This is a genomic window from Lysinibacillus sp. BF-4 (genome assembly GCF_000743635.1).
GTDB classification, from domain to species: Bacteria; Bacillota; Bacilli; order Bacillales_A; family Planococcaceae; genus Metalysinibacillus; species Metalysinibacillus saudimassiliensis.
The window spans coordinates 1-16,794 of record NZ_JPUW01000003.1; the positions used below are offsets into that span (position 1 = coordinate 1).

Here is a 16,794-nt window from a genome sequence, read left to right on the forward strand (position 1 = left end):
GTGTAAGGGTTTTTTATTTCACTATAATTAATACGGTCGAACCATACGCTTATATTGCTCAAGTGACACACTTTGATCTGATGATACACGCTTAATATAAAATGGGTCTTCATAAGGTGAATTATAGCCAAGTCGTGTCGTTAGTGCTAGGTCAAAGCCTGCATTCTTTACAATTTGCACAGTATTTGCATTAAATTGACCAAATGGATAGGCAAATGCGCGTGGGCCTTTTGGTAAACTCGAAATATTGCGCTTTAAATCTGCTGCAAGCTGTGCATTCGATACTGTTAGCACATTGCTTGTCTTGCCAATGATATTATGCAAGTTGTACGTATGCCCTTCAAATGAAAAGACATCACTCATATTCGTTACATCCTGCCATGATAACGCTTGTAATACATTGGGGCTAAACACTTGCTTAGGGTTTGCCGCATCATTACGTGCCGTAATTAAAAACTGGGCTGCTTTAAAATTATGTTTCTTTAATACAGGGTAAGCATACTCTCGCGTTGATAATAAACCATCATCAAAAGTTAACACCACAGAGTTTGCAGGCAAAGTAATTTGTCGTTTTAAATAACGACGGAATTCGTCTAAAGTAATTGTTTCGTAGTTTTGCGAATTTAGGTACGCCATTTCCTGTCTAAACTGCTCACTCGTCACAGTCGTACTTTTATGTTTAAAGAAACCTAAATCACGCTCTGGTAAAACATGATGATACATTAATACGGCTACACCACGGTCTAGTGCCGCCTTAGAGCTATGAATATAACCCTCACGACCACCAATTACTGTTACATACCAGTTGCCCTCCGTACGAATTAGCGGGAAGCGCTGATTGGTATCTAAGTGACCAAAGGCTATCAGCTTACCACTCTCATTTGTATAAATATGATTGCTTTGTGAATTATACGGAATAATAAATTTACCTGTTGGACGTAGCGTTGTAAAGCGATTAGCCGCAACGGTCTGCTCTTTTACATGAGAGCGTGTAATATATACAGGTGCATCGCCCCATTGAACCTTAACATGCGTTTTGTAGCGGCTATCCGCTGGATCATCCACATATTTAATCGGTGTATTGCCATATAAGCGTGCTACCGTCATTGGCTTATCACGTCTAAAATCAATAACTTCTGTATATGTTGTTGTAAAACCTGTTTTAGCCACTGGCTTACTCGGTGGCGTTGTTACTGGTGGCTTTGGTTGAGGTGCTGGTGTACTCGTTACATCGACATTTGTATGATAAATAAAACCTAGTCGTCCATTCAGTTCAATGCCATACCAGTTACCCATTTGACTAATTACTGGATAGGTTTGCCCTTGCTTTAGCACTGCAAAAGCTTTTAATGTGCCTGCAACGGTTTTATTATCCATAATGCTTGCATCTCGATTAGCAGTAACAATTTGCTTCGCAGGTGCAATTGCTGTTGCATTGCGATAATTTACCGCTTTTACTTGCTTAGTGCGATTTTTAGCAATATACGCATAGTGATTACTCCAACGAATTTGCCACCAATTGTCACCATAGCTTTTTTCAACTGTAAATGTTTCACCTTGTACAAGTTGCCCAATTTCAACTAGTTGTCCTGTACGATTATCGTAAACGGGTACATTTTGCGTAACCTCAATAATTGGCTTAGCTGCCTGTGCAGTTAAGCTGCCTGTTACTACAAAAGCAAATACTACAATAAACGCACGTATCAATCGTTGCATGATATCTTCTCCTTTACTCACTCTCCATAAAATCCTCTGGTCGCACACCTTCCATACCTATCATCGGTGAAATGTGCTGGTAGTTTACAGCAGTTAAGTTAATTTCAGTTGTAGCTTGTACTACTTGCTCTGCTACTTGGTCAATAATCGCAAGGCGTGCAGTTAAACTTGTCCGACGCGCTAAAGTATCTGCTCGGCGTAATCCTTTTTGAAAAGCATTAGGGTCGCCACATAAAATTAAAAAGCGCTGCGCACGAGTAATACCCGTGTATAAAATATTGCGATTAAGCATGCGATAATAATCATTAACGACAGGCATAATAACAGTCGCAAACTCTGAGCCTTGTGCCTTATGCACAGAACAACAATACGCTAACGTCAGCTGGCTAAGGTCTGCTCGCTCATATGTCACTTCAATACCACTAAAGGATACAACCATTTGTTCTTTTTTATCGGCGCTCTCCTTAGCCAAAATAATATGCGTGACACGCCCCATATCACCATTAAATACATTACTCTCTGGTTGATTAACCAGTTGTAAAACTTTATCCCCTACCCGGTACGTAGTATCCCCATAAATTACTTCCTTTGGTTTCGCTGTTGTACGTGGATTTACTACTGCTTGGATTTCACGATTTAAATGATCAATCCCTGCTGGTCCACGGTAAATCGGCGCAAGCACTTGGATGTCTTCAATGGATTGCCCTGTGTCTAGTGCACGCTTAATAATGCGAGTAACACGGTTGGCAATGTCGGGCGTATTAGCTGGTATAAAAGAACGGTCAGGTGTTTTTGCGGTAATATCCGCAGGTACAGCTCCTTGCTTAATTTCATGAGCCATTCTAATAATAGAGGAGTGGCTCGCTTGTCGAAATACCTCAGTCAACTCAATAACGGGCACTTGCTTACTCTGTAATAAATCGCGTAATACTTGACCAGGCCCTACAGATGGCAGTTGGTCTTCATCCCCTACAAATATTACTTGCATATCCTCTGGTAGTGCCTTTAATAGCTGGTAAGCTAACCACGTATCCACCATCGAAAACTCATCCACAATTAATAATTTGCCTGTAACCGCACGCTCACTACCTTCTTCTTCCTCTTGCCCTGTAAACCCTAACAAGCGGTGAATAGTCATGGCAGGTAAGCCTGTAGACTCTGCTAAACGCTTTGCGGCTCGCCCTGTTGGTGCGGCTAGTACAATCGGAAACGCCTCATTTTTTGCGGCATAATGTGCAGGGTCTAGCGGCAATTCATGCAACGCAGCATACACCTCAACAATACCGCGTACTACAGTTGTTTTACCTGTACCTGGCCCACCTGTTAAAATCATTAATGCCGACTCCACTGCCGTTGCAATTGCCTCTGCTTGCGTAGTGGCATATTTGACTTCGAGTTTTTCTTCTACCTCACCTATCGCAGCGTATACATCACTATTGACGAATGAGGGCGCCTTTTCGTTGTCCATTAATAAAGAAATTATTTTATGGGCAATGCCTACTTCGGAATAATACAAACCTTTAGGGTATACACGCGTTTCTTCGCCGCATAATGCGCCCTCGTCAATTAAACGCTCTAGAGTAGCCGTAAATAGCTCCGCATCTTGAATCGTTGCAAGCTGTTGTGCACGCGCTACAACCTCACTCGCCTCTGCGTAAATATGCTCTGTCGTAACCGCTTCATTTAACGCAGCGATTAAGGCTGCTTCAATGCGTCTTGTATCCTCGTGTGCAAAGTGCAAGGACTTGCCAATCTTATCTGCCTTATCAAAGCCAATACCCTTAATATCCTCAATTAAGCGGTAAGGGTTGTCCTCTACAACTTTCAAAGTGTCTGCACGGTAGGTTTCATAAACCTTAATACTGTCTTTATTTCCGATGCCATACTCCTGTAGCTTCAGCAAAATATGTGACACACCAATATTTTCTTGCACATTCGTAATAATCATTTGTTTTTTTTCGTCTGTCAGCCGCGGGACAGCATCAAGTACATCCCCGTCTTGCAAAATGCGCTGTAATGTATTGTCTCCTACCTTATCAATAATCATCTCAGCTGTTTTAATGCCAATCCCAGGGAATAAATCACTGGATAAATAGCGCACAAGACTTAGACGAGACGTTGGCAATTGCTTTTCAAAAGTATCAGCAGAAAACTGATCCCCGTAACGCGCATGCGTTTTAGCATACCCTGTAAAGCGATACATTTCTTCTTTTTCGATAGCTAAAAAACTACCAACGACGGTTAAATCTTGCTTGCGAGAAATAGTTGGTGCATCCGTATCTGTTACGCGGAGGCTGAGTACGGTATACAAGGTTTCTTCATTATGAAATACTACGCGATTTACCTCGCCCTCAACAAAATGTACCATAATAACCTCCTAACGATTTTCTAAAATTTACAGCTTATTTCTAGCTATTTGCTTTATTCGCATCTAAATTTGTCTGATTTTTCTTTTTTATTAAATCAATGCTATAATTATACTAGCATTATAGAAAAGCAAAGGTGGACATTTCATGAATTTAATTTATAAAGAGCTAGTTTTCCCGTTCAAAAACACAAATTTAGAACGTATAATTGATGGTAAATACTTCAAAGTTAATACTATGGATAATGCGCAAGAAATTCAAGTACAACTCGACAATGAACAAATGTTACTCGAATTCTCCAAATCATTAAAAGCAACGTGTGGCTTATTGCAAACGTATGAAACAGAGCCTTATACGTGTGTAACAATAGATTTAGAAAAGTTTGTAGCCTCTTTTAATGCGCGCTACCAGCTAAATGCTGTAATTACAGCCTAATGAAATACCAGACCTGTCAACTTGGACAGGTCTGGTATTTTTTTCATTGTAAACGTTGATTAACTAAATCATAAATGTATTTAGCTTGCTCAAACGCTGGTGAAATTGTAAAGGCGCGCTCTAGGTGATGCAATGCGCCTTCTGTATTTTGCGTAGATACTGCATATAGCACACCTAAATTATAATGAGCATCTGCATTATCCTTATCCATTTCTGTAACAGCGAGTAGCTCTGGTTCTGCTTGCTCAAACATTTCAAGCGTGCATAGTAAAATACCATATGACAAACGCACTTGACTATCAAATGGTGCAAGCTCTGCCGCACGTTGCATATAAGGTAGCGCAAATTTAAAGTTTTCTTGTTGCTCTAAGCTTTTACCTAACATGTAATAGGCATCTGCACCCTCCAATTTATGCTCAATAGCCTTTTGGTAAAGTGTTGCCGCTTCTGCGTAACGTTCATTATTATAATAAAGATTAGCTAGCCCGTAATAAGCCGTTGCGGCTGTTTCGTCTAGTGTAATTGCTTTTTGAAAGAAGCGCTCTGCACGCTCTGTGTCATTTAATGCAGCGAGTAAGTTACCAAAGTTAATATAACCTACAGCCTCCTCAGGATTTGCCTCAATGGCATCATTAAAGGCTTGCGCCGCCTCGTCGTAGCGCTTTGCTTGAAAGGCCTCAATGCCTAATTCATTATAGTTTACTATCATGCCTGTCACCTTACCCTACGTATGTTAATTTTTCGCCGTTTTTAAATACTTCATCAATCGTACCGCCACCTAGGCATACATCACCATCATATAATACAACAGCTTGTCCTGGTGTAATCGCACGCACAGGTGCAGCAAATGTAATTTCTGCACGACCATCTGTCAGCATTTGCACCGTTACAGGTGAGTCTTCTTGACGGTAGCGGAACTTAGCCGTACACGTAAAAGTAGCAGGCATTGCTTGTGGTGTTGTAAAGTTCATTTCAGTTGCTGTTAAAGATGTTGAGTAAACCGCATCATGGTGGAAGCCTTGACCTACTAATAATACGTTGCGTTCAAGGTCTTTACCTAATACAAACCAAGGCTCACCATCGCCACCAATACCAAGTCCGTGACGCTGCCCTAATGTGTAATACATTAAGCCATCATGCTTACCTTTTACCTCACCGTCCATTGTTTCCATATTGCCAGGCTGTGCAGGTAAATATTGTCCTAAAAACTCTTTAAAATTACGTTCGCCAATAAAGCAAATACCTGTTGAGTCCTTTTTCTTTGCCGTAGCTAAACCAGCTGCCTCTGCAATTTTTCGGACTTCTTTTTTCTCCATTTCGCCAATTGGGAACAACACATGCTCAAGTTGCTCTTGTGATAATTGGTTAAGGAAGTACGTTTGATCCTTATTGTTATCTACACCACGCAGCATTGTGCTACCTGTTTCGTCATGACGGACGCGTGCATAGTGACCTGTTGCTACATAATCTGCTCCTAAGCTTTTTGCATGCTCTAAGAAAGCTTTAAATTTAATTTCCTTATTGCACATCACGTCAGGGTTTGGTGTACGTCCTGCTTTATACTCTTGTAGGAAGTACGTAAATACTTTATCCCAGTACTGTTTCTCAAAATTGACGGCATAGTAAGGGATACCTACTTGGTTACATACTTTAATTACGTCTTCATAATCTTCCGTTGCTGTACAAACGCCTGATTCGTCAGTGTCATCCCAGTTTTTCATAAATATACCGATTACCTCATAGCCTTGCTCTTTTAATAATAAAGCTGCTACTGAAGAATCTACACCGCCAGACATCCCAATTACGACACGCGTTTGCGACGGGTCTTTAGTTGTTGCCATTTCACTTCACCTTTTTCTATAAATTAACGAGGCGTGTAACAATCTCTGCCACTTGCTTAGCAGCTTGCTCAACCTCTTGTGCTGTTGTACTAAAACCAAAGCTAAAACGAATTGCATTGCGTAGCTCAGGCGCACCCTCACCGTACATCGCTACTAATACATGCGACGGGTCAATAGCGCCTGCTGTACAAGCAGAGCCGCTTGATGCACAAATCCCCGCCATATCTAAATTGACAAGCATTGACTCTACATCCACACCCGCAAAACTAACATTAAATATTTGTGGTAGCGTGTTCGTGCCATTGATAGCGTACGTAATACCTGCAGCTTGCCACGTATCTTGCATCAATTGCTTAAACGCTAAATAATCTACCTCTGTACGCATTGCTACAGCTTTAGCAAAGCCGATAATCGCTGGTACGTTTTCTGTAGTAGCACGGCGCATACGCTCTTGTTGCCCACCAAATAATAAAGGACTAAATGCCGCACCTGTGCGCTGATATACAAAACCAATGCCTTTTGGCCCACCGATTTTATGCGCTGACACACTTAAATAATCGACAGCTAGCTCATCTACCTCAATAGGTAGTACGCCGTATGCCTGTACCGCATCCGTATGAAAAGTTGCAGGGTGCTCGCGTAATAAGGCCCCAATTTCTGCAATTGGCTGGATTGTACCTACCTCATTGTTAGCTAACATAATTGTGACTAAAATTGTATCCTCACGTAGTGCTTGTTTTACAGCAGCAACACTTACTGCACCATTTGCATCTACAGGTAAATAGGTTACGTCAAAACCTTCTTTTTGCAATTTTTCACACGCATGAAGTACAGCATGATGCTCCACCTGCGTTGTAATAATATGCTTACCTTTATGACGATTAGCATAAGCCACACCAAAAATGGCTGTATTGTCTGCCTCTGTACCGCCACTTGTAAAAATAATTTCCGTATCTTTTGCACCAATCGACTGTGCAATCGTCATACGCGCTTCATCAATAGCTTTACGCGCTTCACGTCCTGCTGCATGTACGCTTGATGGGTTTCCGTATACTTGCATCGCCGCTAGCATCGTATCAATTACGGCTGGTCGCATTGGCGAAGTCGCTGCATAATCTAAATAAATTGTCATTGCGTTTACTCCTTTAAATATAGAACATGTAGCCGTCTTCAGTGCGCTCTACATGATTTGCTAAATCTTCTATCGTTGTTGTATCTAATACATTTTTTACTGCGTCACGAATACGTGACCACAGCTCGCGTTGTGGTGCTTCCTCGTCCTCAATACCTTCGACAGGTTGGATAGGTCCTTCTAATACACGAATAACATCAGCTGCAGAAATTTCTGCAGGTGGATGCGCTAATAAATAGCCACCATAAGCACCGCGTACACTTTTTACTAACCCTGCATTACGCAATGGCGAAATTAATTGCTCTAAATATGCCTCAGACAGCTCTTTGTCTGTCGCAATCTTTCGTAGTGGCGTTGGGCCATCGCCATAATTTTTAGCGAGCTCAATCATAATGGTTAAACCATAGCGCCCTTTCGTTGAAATCTTCATATGAACACCTCTTACTTTAGTTAAAAAAATATAGCCATAGTATAACATATATGCACGTTTACGAGTGTGACATAAGCGCTTATGCTACAATATATTACAGATTGGAGGCTGGTAAAATGAGCGAACCACTCGCTTTCCGAATGCGCCCGCGTACACTTGACGATATTGTAGGGCAAGACGATATTATCGGAAAAAATACCGCACTGTATAAAATGATTTGTAAGGGGCATGTGCCGTCTATGTTATTTTACGGTGAGCCAGGCATTGGCAAAACATCCATTGCAAATGCAATTGCAGGCACAGCTAAACTCCCCTTCTACCCATTAAACGCTACAATCTCTACTAAAAAAGATGTAGAGCATGTTGTTAACGAAGCTGACTATTACGGTCAGGTTATTTTATTTTTAGACGAAATCCATCGTTTTAATAAATTACAGCAAGATGCCTTGTTACCTCACGTCGAAAATGGCAAAATAATTTTAATTGGGGCTACTACAGAAAACCCCTTCCATAGCGTTAATCCTGCCATACGCTCACGTTGTGGTGATATTATCCAACTCACACGCCTTACAGCGGCAGATTGTAAATTACTAATAACGCGCGCTATTCAAGATGAGACTTACGGGCTTGGCAAAGAAGACTTTATAATTACCGACGAGCAACTCGATAACATCGCTATTGCTGCCGGTGGCGATGCACGCCGTGCGCTCACCTTAATAGAGTCGGTATTTTATTCTGGCGATGTGAAAGGCAATACGACAATCGCTACCGATGACGCTATTGCTCATTTAAGTAAACGCATTGGTGTTTACGGAGATAATAAGGGCTCTCATTTTTATAATTTATTATCGGCATTGCAAAAATCAGTACGTGGTAGTGATGCAGATGCCGCACTCTATTACTTAGCTCACCTTTTAGAGATTGGTGACTTAGTTGCTGTTAACCGCCGCCTACTCGTAATGGCTTATGAGGATATTGGGCTTGCTAACCCGCAAATCGGGGCTCAAGTGCTTGCAAGCGTGCAAGCAGCTGAACGCCTCGGTATGCCAGAAGCACGTATTCCTTTAGCTAATGCCGTCATTAGCATGTGTCTTTCGAGCAAATCTAATACTGCCTATAAAGCCATTGACAAGGCCACCCATGCGATTAATAGTGGACATGTTGGCGATATTCCTAAGCATTTACGTGACACTCATTACGCAGGTGCAGAAGCATTAGAACATGTAGGCTACAGCTACCCTCACCTTACACCTATGGGCACGTTTGGTGGCTGGGTCAAACAACAATATTTGCCTGATGAAGTAGAAGGTTTGCAATTTTATTCTCCACTACTTGCTGGTGAGGAACAACGTCTCGCAAAAATTTATCAAGGCTTACGTGATAAAGCAAAATAAAAACTACCGCCACTATTGTTAGGTAACAATGGTGGCGGTAGTTTTTTTAGCGTAGTACCTTTATCGCATCTGCAATGCTTGCTGTAGGTTGTAAACCTAAACAACGCATCGCAACATCCTTCATCACATCAGAAAACAGTTTTTCCTCTTGTGCTAAAGATTGATGAATTGCTTTCACAACATTAGCTTGCGCCACAACCCAATGCCTTGGTAGTGGTGTGATAGCTGTTGATAGCTCCTCATATACTTCATGATACTTTTGCATTTTGATAGATTTAACTAGCTGGTAATCTTCATCTAAATAATTCACCTGCAACACATACTCATTTAACCAATGAAGCAGGTAATGCGTTGTAATTGTTGTATAAATAAATGCCTGATCGGCATCACCTTTACATGCATTTTCGAGATTTTCGATAGCAGTATCTTTAGCAATGGCCTGCAATAATGCATAACGTACAGAATGAATCATAGTATTTTTTTGATTAATAATGACATTATCTCGACCATAATAAAACATCAGCCAAATATCTCGCATGGTAATTGCAACATAGGAAGAACAAAACGTTGTCTCAAACTCTCCAGTAGTTGTGAAGGCGGGTAAAAAACGTTGCGCAAATGCATCGTTATCTTGCTCATTTGATACAACAAGACCATAATCACCTTGAGCAATCTCCGTCATGATTGAATGTGCTAACGTTGTTGCCATCTCTTTGCCCTCCCCTTAAATTATGCTGTTATGATATCACAGTATGCTGCGTCATGTAATCTGCAAAAAGTCGCAAGCTTGTTGCTACATCATTGCGCGCTGTGGCTAATGAAGCGACTACCTCACGCATTTTTGTTTCATCCTCAATAAGCGCAGTATACTTTTCATTCATTTCATCGACTAAAAGCTCGTCATCTTCACTTTTCATTTGCGGTAGTGTTGCTACTGCTAACTCTGCATATTGTACAGCTTGTGTTTTATCTGCTAACTGTTGTGCAGTAGTGAACGTAGTAATTGATAAAAAATAACTAAGCTGTGAAACACAACTCACAAACATATGCCAATAGGTGGATGCATCTGGCAACACACCATTATTTTTCGTTATATAATTGGTGAAGTACTGCTGCACTTCTGTAAAAAGTTCGTTTAGTTGCTCATGTGCAATTTCGTGTCGTACTGACGTATCCATATAATCGAATACAATGTGGTCAATTTGCTCTTGCAAAGACATTACATCTAATAAATCACCTTTAGTTGTTTTAATTGCCATCATTAACACTCCCTTTAGTCCATAATTCCCTACCCTTGCTTAACCGTATTGGTTACGAAAAGTATAACAATAATAGTTATAAAAATTAGGGTTTACGTATAAAGGAACGTAATTCAAGTCATTTGTAGCAATTTTGTGACAGATTGCCAAAGTTACTTTGCATCGTTGACACGTGTAATTGGCATGTCCTCAATAATTTTATTTATTACCCAACTTGCAGCAAATAGACCTGCTACCGAGGGTACAAAAGCGTTAGAAGAAGGTGGCAATTGCGCCTTACGCACGGTAGCATCCTTATTACCAATCTCATCAACAATATCCTCGCGCACTACAATTGGGCTCTCGTCCGAAAATACAACGGTAACCCCTTTTGTAATACCTTCTTTACGTAGTTTTGTACGAATAACTTTTGCCAATGGGTCTGTATGTGTTTTAGCGATATCTGCAATTTGAAAGCGTGTAGGATCAAGCTTATTAGCCGCACCCATACTTGAAATAATCGGGATATTACGGCGCAAGCATTCTTTCATGACATGAATTTTATACATCACAGTATCCGAAGCATCAATTACGTAGTCAATATCCTCCGCAAAAAACCTTTCGTATGTTTCGTCTGTATAAAACATATGCATATCTACAACCTCACAAGCAGGATTAATATCAGCAATACGTTCTTTCATTACAGCTGATTTAGATTGACCTACTGTTGATAAATAAGCTACTAACTGCCGATTAACATTAGTAATATCAACGTCATCCTTATCAACAAGCACAATTTTACCTACACCTGAGCGTGCACAGGCCTCTGCTGCGAAAGAACCTACGCCTCCAATCCCTAAAATTGCTACGGTTGTCTGCTGTAATTTAGCAACGCCTTCTTTGCCAATCGCTAGTTCGTTTCTTGAAAATTGGTGTACCATTTGTAACGCCTCACTTTTTTATTGTATGAGCGAATTATACACAACAAAAAACCAAGTATCAAGCTATGTATTAATGACAAACAAAAAATCCAAAGCTACCGTCGCTTAAAGTTGATTGAACCCTTCTATGTGAAGGTGGATACTCGCATCAAGTACGCAAATGTCCTTCTATGTAAAAGGCGTATTTTTGTAATTGAAATTAAAGTTTCCTAGTTACTGGTGTCGGTCAATCAAAAATAAAACTAAACGTATAGCCTAGGATTTATTAAAACTAATTTTATCACACTGTTTTGAAAAGTCAATTAATTGAACTTAGTATAAAAAAGACGCCCACAATAGGTGAGCGTCATAAAATTAACGTAAACGAATGTGTAAATCTGCTAATTGTGCTGGTGCAACTTCGCTTGGTGCATCCGTTAATAAGCAGCTTGCTGAAGCTGTTTTAGGGAATGCAATTGTGTCACGTAAGTTTGTGCGACCTGCTAATAACATAATTAGACGGTCTAAACCAAGTGCTAAACCAGCATGTGGTGGTACACCGTATTCAAAAGCATCTAATAAGAAGCCAAATTGCTCATTAGCTTCTTCTTCTGTAAAGCCAAGTAGTTTAAACATTTTTTGTTGCAGTTCTTTTTCGTAAATACGTAAAGAACCACCACCAAGTTCATAACCATTTAACACAATATCATAAGCTTGTGCGCGCACACTAGCAGGGTCTGTATCCATTAACGCTACGTCTTCTTCAAACGGACGTGTGAATGGGTGATGTGCTGCTGTATAACGACGAGCTTCAGCATCATACTCAAGTAACGGCCAGTCTACTACCCATAAGAAGGCAAATTGTGACTCATCAATTAACTCAAGTTCTTTACCTAATTTTAAGCGTAGTGCGCCAAGTGCATCGGCTACTACATTCTTTTTATCTGCTACGAATAAGAATAAGTCACCCGCTTCACCGTCAAGTGCTTCGATTAATGCTGTTGCTGCTTCGCCCTCAAAGAATTTTGCGATTGGACCATTTAAGCCTTCTTCAGTAACTTTTAACCAAGCTAAACCTTTAGCGCCATAAACGCCTGCAAACTCACCTAATGCATCAATGTCTTTACGTGAGTAGTTCGTTGCTGCCCCTTTAACGTTAATACCTTTTACTTCGCCGCCGTTTTCTACTGCTGAAGCAAATACTTTAAAGCTAGAGTTTTTAACAATCTCTGATAGTTGTACAAGCTCTAAACCAAAGCGCACGTCTGGTTTATCTGAACCAAAGCGATCCATTGCTTCTTGGTATGGCATACGTGGGAATGGCACAGTTACGTCAATACCTTTTACTTCTTTCATTACCGCTTGCATCATACGTTCGTTTGTTTCGATAACTTCATCCATTGACATAAAGCTTGTTTCGATATCGACTTGTGTAAACTCTGGCTGACGGTCAGCACGTAAGTCTTCATCACGGAAACAACGCGCAATTTGGAAGTATTTTTCGAAGCCTGACACCATTAATAATTGTTTAAATAATTGTGGTGATTGTGGTAAGGCATAAAACTCACCCTCATGCACACGTGATGGCACTAAGTAATCACGCGCGCCTTCTGGTGTAGATTTCGTTAAAATTGGCGTCTCTACTTCTAGGAAGCTTCTGTTTGTAAGAAGTTACGAATCGTACGTGTAACGTCTGAACGCATTTTTAATGTTTCGTACATCGCAGGGCGACGCAGGTCTAGGTAACGGTATTTTAAACGTAGCTCCTCTGAAACATCCGTGCGGTCTTCAATAGCGAATGGTGGTGTTTTGGCTGTATTAATAATAACTAGTGCTGAAGCGATTACTTCAATTTTACCTGTTGCCACATTGTTGTTTACTTGTGAGGCATCACGTAATACAACTTCACCTGTTACTTCTAACACAAACTCACTACGCACAGTTTCAGCAATTGCTAAAGCTTCAGGCGCTGTTTCTGGGTTAACAACGATTTGTACGATACCTTCGCGGTCACGTAAATCAATAAAGATTAAACCACCTAAGTCGCGGCGACGTTGCACCCAACCTTTTAATACTACCTTTTCACCCGTTTGTGCCTCTGATAGTAAGCCACATGTATGTGTACGTTTTGCCATTATGCTTGTCCTCCTAATTTTCCTTGTAAATATGTTACCAGTTCGCTAAATGCGATGGTTTGTTGCTCGCCTGTTGCCATTTCTTTTACGGCAGCCGCTTGCTGTTGTAATTCAGTTTCACCTAAAATAAGAACAAATTTAGCTTGTAGACGGTCTGCCGCCTTCATTTGTGCTTTCATTTTACGCTGTGCATAATCAATTTCTGCTGCAATGCCCTTTGTACGGAAAGTGCTGGCTAGCTCTACTGCTTTAACTTTAGCCGCTTCGTCCATTGCCACGATGTATACATCAAGCTCATTGTGTAAATCTAGTGACTTACCTTCCGCTTCAAGCGCTAATAATAAACGCTCAATGCTCATCGCAAAACCAATGCCTGCCGCATCTGGTCCACCAATTTCTTTTGTTAAACCATTATAACGACCACCGCCACAAAGCGTTGTAATAGCGCCAAAGCCACTTGCTGTTGACATAATTTCGAATGCTGTGTGGTTATAGTAATCTAGGCCACGCACTAAATTAGGGTCTAGCTCATAAGCAATACCTAATGTATCTAAATACATTTTGACATCTGCGAAGTAAGCTGCTGCACTTTCTGTTAAATAATCTGTTAACTTTGGTGCTGTAGCCATTAGAGGATGCGCGTGATCCTTTTTACAATCTAAAATACGTAATGGATTTTTTGCTAAACGTGACTGACAGTCGCTACAAAACTCACCAATCGCTGGCTCAAAATGTGCCACTAAGGCTGCGCGGTGATTGTCGCGAGTTTCCTTGTCGCCTAATGAGTTAAGGACAAGCTTAATATCCGTAAGGCCTGCTTGCTCATAAACATCCATAGCTAATGAAATAACTTCTGCATCAATTGCTGCATCATCACTGCCAATCGCTTCTACACCAAATTGTACAAATTGACGATAGCGACCTGCCTGTTGGCGCTCATAGCGGAACATTGGTCCAATATAAGATAATTTTACAGGCTGATCAGGTGAGCCAAACATTTTGTGCTCTACATATGAACGAACAACTGCTGCTGTGCCTTCTGGACGCAATGTTAAAGATCTGCCACCGCGGTCTTCAAACGTATACATTTCCTTTTGGACAACATCTGTTGTCTCACCCACTGAACGTGTAAATAGCTCTGTGCTTTCAAACATTGGTGTACGAATTTCATCGTAGCGATAAACACGACATAAATCGCGAATGATTTCTTCTACGCGTTGCCACTTTGCTGACTCGCCAGGTAAAATATCTTGCGTGCCTCTTGGTACTTTAAAACTCATCTCCATGACCTCCTTAAAATAAAAAAAGCCCTCGCCACTTGCATTACGCAAGGGACGAGAGCTAATAGCTTCCGCGGTTCCACCCTAGTTGGCAAAAAGTTTGCCCACCTCAAACGACTAACGGCTCGTAACCGTCTTTAACTACTACATTTCATTAAAGAACTTCAAGAGTGTTATTCATGATACATTTTTGTGAAAAAGATTGCAGCCCATGTCTTTTTCTCTCTAGCCAATAGTGGTATCATTACTTGCTCTATCATAAGTTTTAACTATTCAATATAGTTCATGTTAATCACAAAACACTTGCTTGTCAACTGTTTGTCTAAGCATTTTGGGTAAGTTCTCGCTTATGTCGCTTACAATCTATAGATTGTGGTAATATAATAACATTATAAGGAGGGAAGACATGGCAAGTAATTACCAAAAAATATTTTTTGTACTACTCCTCCTGTTCGCCATGGTTACACCCGTGCAAGCAGCAAGCACAGATTTACAAGTAGGGAATGCCGAGGTTAACTTACGCCAAGGTCCAGGGCTCTCGTACCCTGTTTTGGTAACATTAGCTAGTGGTACACCCTTAACATCGCTTGAACGAAGCGGCGATTGGATTAAAGTACAAAGTAAGCATGATGAAGGTTGGATTGCTAGCTGGCTTGTTACTACGCCAGAAAATTCCACAAAAAAAGCGCAAACTGTTGTTTCTCAAGCAGACAAGCTTAATGTGCGTATGGAGCCTAACTTCTCTGCGCCAATTTTAGCCCAGCTTTATACAGGTGACCAAACTGAGCTTTTGCAGGAGCGAGATGGTTGGGCACAAATTAGCTGGAACAACCAAAAAGGTTGGGTATCAAAAGATTATATCGCGATTAAAAATGGTACACCCAAAACAAGTACTACTACAGATAATAGCACCTTTACTGTTGTAGTAGACGCACTACGTATGCGCAGTGAACCAAGCCTCGATGCTAAGGAGATTGGTGTCGCAAAATACGGAGAGCAGTTCCCTGTGGTTAGTCAACAAGACAACTGGGTTGAGATTTCGGTAAATGGCAATACTGCATGGCTTTACAGCTTCTATGGCTCATTTAGTCAAGGCGCTGATGCAGAAGTAACCGAGCAAACCTATACGACTATTATTTATAACGAAACTAACGTGCGTGCTAACGCCGAAACTAACGGACAAGTTATTGCGCGTGTACATGCAGGCGAAAAATATCCTATAGTAGGTATGCAAGGTGACTGGTACGAAATCCAACTAGAAAACGGCACAGGCTTCGTTGCTAACTGGGTCGTATCAACCGATGCTAAAGCGCAACAACAGGAAGACACAAAAATCACCGTCCATAACACAGGTCAACAAGGCGTGCTTAGCGGAAAAACTATCGTCATTGACCCAGGACATGGCGGTCAAGATAGAGGCACAACCGGCTACCGTGGTACGGACGAAAAAGACGTCACGTTAAAAACCGCAGCGCTACTATCCGCTAAACTACAAGCGGCTGGCGCTAACATTGTGTTAACACGTGAGGCGGATGAGTATGTCACCTTACGTAAGCGCGTTAGCCTTGGTCACCAAGTAAATGCTGATGCCTTTATTAGCATTCACTATGATGCCAATGAAAACAGCTCAATTACAGGTTCCACAACGTATTATTTCCATGATAATCAAATGAACCTTGCTACGGCAATTCATCAAAACCTTATGCAAAAGGTCAGCTTAAACGATCGTGGTGTACAACCAGGCAACTACTATGTTGTACGTGAAAATCGTCAAGAGGCTGTATTAATTGAACTTGGCTTTTTAACAAATCCAAGTGAAGAACAAACCGTCACTTCTGCACAATTCCGTGAGCAAGCAACACTCGGAATTTATAATGGTATTTTGCAGTATTTCGGTCATTAAAAAA

General features: G+C 41.1%; 13 protein-coding genes, 1 other RNA gene, 1 pseudogene and 1 other annotated feature. Of the genes and pseudogenes, 3 read left to right on the forward strand and 12 right to left on the reverse strand.

Annotation, left to right across the window (positions count from 1 at the left end; genetic code table 11):
* Positions 1-27: 27 nt before the first annotated feature.
* A complete protein-coding gene (locus tag CH76_RS13425) occupies positions 28-1,716 on the reverse strand; it encodes a polysaccharide deacetylase family protein (protein ID WP_051910173.1) in 1,689 nt (562 codons plus the stop codon).
* 13 nt (positions 1,717-1,729) lie between these two features.
* Positions 1,730-4,084 (reverse strand): ATP-dependent RecD-like DNA helicase, encoded by a 2,355-nt coding sequence (locus CH76_RS02755; protein ID WP_081892599.1) that lies wholly within the window; start codon positions 4,082-4,084, stop codon positions 1,730-1,732.
* A 145-nt stretch (positions 4,085-4,229) separates the two neighbouring features.
* Here CH76_RS02755 and CH76_RS02760 point away from each other — a divergent pair, with 145 nt between their 5' ends.
* The gene (locus tag CH76_RS02760; RefSeq protein WP_036142631.1) at positions 4,230-4,517 is read left to right on the forward strand and encodes a hypothetical protein; all 288 of its coding nucleotides are present in this window, start codon (positions 4,230-4,232) and stop codon (positions 4,515-4,517) included.
* 43 nt (positions 4,518-4,560) lie between these two features.
* On the opposite strand, the gene CH76_RS02765 is transcribed toward CH76_RS02760, so the two are convergent.
* The 4 genes from CH76_RS02765 to cymR are packed head-to-tail and all read right to left on the reverse strand — an operon-like array spanning position 4,561 to position 7,920.
* On the reverse strand, positions 4,561-5,226 hold the full coding sequence (locus CH76_RS02765; protein ID WP_036142634.1) for a lipopolysaccharide assembly protein LapB: 666 nt from the start codon (positions 5,224-5,226) through the stop codon (positions 4,561-4,563).
* Positions 5,227-5,236: 10 nt separating this feature from the next.
* Positions 5,237-6,358 carry a tRNA 2-thiouridine(34) synthase MnmA gene (gene mnmA / locus CH76_RS02770; RefSeq protein ID WP_036142639.1) on the reverse strand — a complete coding sequence of 374 codons (1,122 nt, stop codon included), beginning with the start codon at positions 6,356-6,358 and terminating at the stop codon, positions 5,237-5,239.
* 16 nt (positions 6,359-6,374) lie between these two features.
* On the reverse strand, positions 6,375-7,490 hold the full coding sequence (locus CH76_RS02775; RefSeq protein ID WP_036142648.1) for a cysteine desulfurase family protein: 1,116 nt from the start codon (positions 7,488-7,490) through the stop codon (positions 6,375-6,377).
* 13 nt (positions 7,491-7,503) lie between these two features.
* Positions 7,504-7,920, reverse strand: a complete 417-nt coding sequence (gene cymR / locus CH76_RS02780) for a cysteine metabolism transcriptional regulator CymR (protein ID WP_036142649.1) — start codon at positions 7,918-7,920, stop codon at positions 7,504-7,506.
* 116 nt (positions 7,921-8,036) lie between these two features.
* Between cymR and CH76_RS02785 the strand changes: the two genes are divergently transcribed.
* Positions 8,037-9,314, forward strand: a complete 1,278-nt coding sequence (locus CH76_RS02785) for a replication-associated recombination protein A (protein ID WP_036142650.1) — start codon at positions 8,037-8,039, stop codon at positions 9,312-9,314.
* 46 nt (positions 9,315-9,360) lie between these two features.
* Here the strand turns inward: CH76_RS02785 and CH76_RS02790 are convergent, their stop codons facing one another.
* The 6 genes and pseudogenes from CH76_RS02790 to hisS form a co-directional block, all read right to left on the reverse strand.
* Positions 9,361-10,023 carry a hypothetical protein gene (locus CH76_RS02790; RefSeq protein ID WP_036142651.1) on the reverse strand — a complete coding sequence of 221 codons (663 nt, stop codon included), beginning with the start codon at positions 10,021-10,023 and terminating at the stop codon, positions 9,361-9,363.
* Positions 10,024-10,051: 28 nt separating this feature from the next.
* Positions 10,052-10,573 (reverse strand): hypothetical protein, encoded by a 522-nt coding sequence (locus CH76_RS02795; protein ID WP_036142653.1) that lies wholly within the window; start codon positions 10,571-10,573, stop codon positions 10,052-10,054.
* 152 nt (positions 10,574-10,725) lie between these two features.
* Entirely contained in the window at positions 10,726-11,493 is a 768-nt protein-coding gene (locus CH76_RS02800) for a ThiF family adenylyltransferase (protein WP_036142656.1), read from the reverse strand.
* A gap of 83 nt (positions 11,494-11,576) precedes the next feature.
* A non-coding RNA gene (ssrS, locus tag CH76_RS13650) (6S RNA) lies at positions 11,577-11,758 on the reverse strand.
* A gap of 89 nt (positions 11,759-11,847) precedes the next feature.
* Positions 11,848-13,607, reverse strand: a pseudogene (gene aspS, locus CH76_RS02805) (aspartate--tRNA ligase).
* Positions 13,607-14,887, reverse strand: a complete 1,281-nt coding sequence (gene hisS, locus CH76_RS02810) for a histidine--tRNA ligase (RefSeq protein WP_036142658.1) — start codon at positions 14,885-14,887, stop codon at positions 13,607-13,609. Before hisS ends, aspS begins: the two are co-directional and overlap by 1 nt.
* Before the next feature lie 47 nt (positions 14,888-14,934).
* Positions 14,935-15,156, reverse strand: a binding site (T-box leader).
* 137 nt (positions 15,157-15,293) lie between these two features.
* Between hisS and CH76_RS02815 the strand changes: the two genes are divergently transcribed.
* Positions 15,294-16,790, forward strand: a complete 1,497-nt coding sequence (locus tag CH76_RS02815; RefSeq protein ID WP_036142660.1) for an N-acetylmuramoyl-L-alanine amidase — start codon at positions 15,294-15,296, stop codon at positions 16,788-16,790.
* Positions 16,791-16,794: the final 4 nt, after the last annotated feature.

What these genes read in the sequence shown, in the direction of transcription:
- CH76_RS13425 (WP_051910173.1), bottom strand. Translation starts at nt 1,716, where the DNA reads ATGCAACGATTGATACGTGCGTTTATTGTAGTATTTGCTTTTGTAGTA.
- CH76_RS02755 (WP_081892599.1), bottom strand. Translation starts at nt 4,084, where the DNA reads ATGGTACATTTTGTTGAGGGCGAGGTAAATCGCGTAGTATTTCATAAT.
- CH76_RS02760 (WP_036142631.1), top strand. Translation starts at nt 4,230, where the DNA reads ATGAATTTAATTTATAAAGAGCTAGTTTTCCCGTTCAAAAACACAAAT.
- CH76_RS02765 (WP_036142634.1), bottom strand. Translation starts at nt 5,226, where the DNA reads ATGATAGTAAACTATAATGAATTAGGCATTGAGGCCTTTCAAGCAAAG.
- mnmA (WP_036142639.1), bottom strand. Translation starts at nt 6,358, where the DNA reads ATGGCAACAACTAAAGACCCGTCGCAAACGCGTGTCGTAATTGGGATG.
- CH76_RS02775 (WP_036142648.1), bottom strand. Translation starts at nt 7,490, where the DNA reads ATGACAATTTATTTAGATTATGCAGCGACTTCGCCAATGCGACCAGCC.
- cymR (WP_036142649.1), bottom strand. Translation starts at nt 7,920, where the DNA reads ATGAAGATTTCAACGAAAGGGCGCTATGGTTTAACCATTATGATTGAG.
- CH76_RS02785 (WP_036142650.1), top strand. Translation starts at nt 8,037, where the DNA reads ATGAGCGAACCACTCGCTTTCCGAATGCGCCCGCGTACACTTGACGAT.
- CH76_RS02790 (WP_036142651.1), bottom strand. Translation starts at nt 10,023, where the DNA reads ATGGCAACAACGTTAGCACATTCAATCATGACGGAGATTGCTCAAGGT.
- CH76_RS02795 (WP_036142653.1), bottom strand. Translation starts at nt 10,573, where the DNA reads ATGGCAATTAAAACAACTAAAGGTGATTTATTAGATGTAATGTCTTTG.
- CH76_RS02800 (WP_036142656.1), bottom strand. Translation starts at nt 11,493, where the DNA reads ATGGTACACCAATTTTCAAGAAACGAACTAGCGATTGGCAAAGAAGGC.
- hisS (WP_036142658.1), bottom strand. Translation starts at nt 14,887, where the DNA reads ATGAGTTTTAAAGTACCAAGAGGCACGCAAGATATTTTACCTGGCGAG.
- CH76_RS02815 (WP_036142660.1), top strand. Translation starts at nt 15,294, where the DNA reads ATGGCAAGTAATTACCAAAAAATATTTTTTGTACTACTCCTCCTGTTC.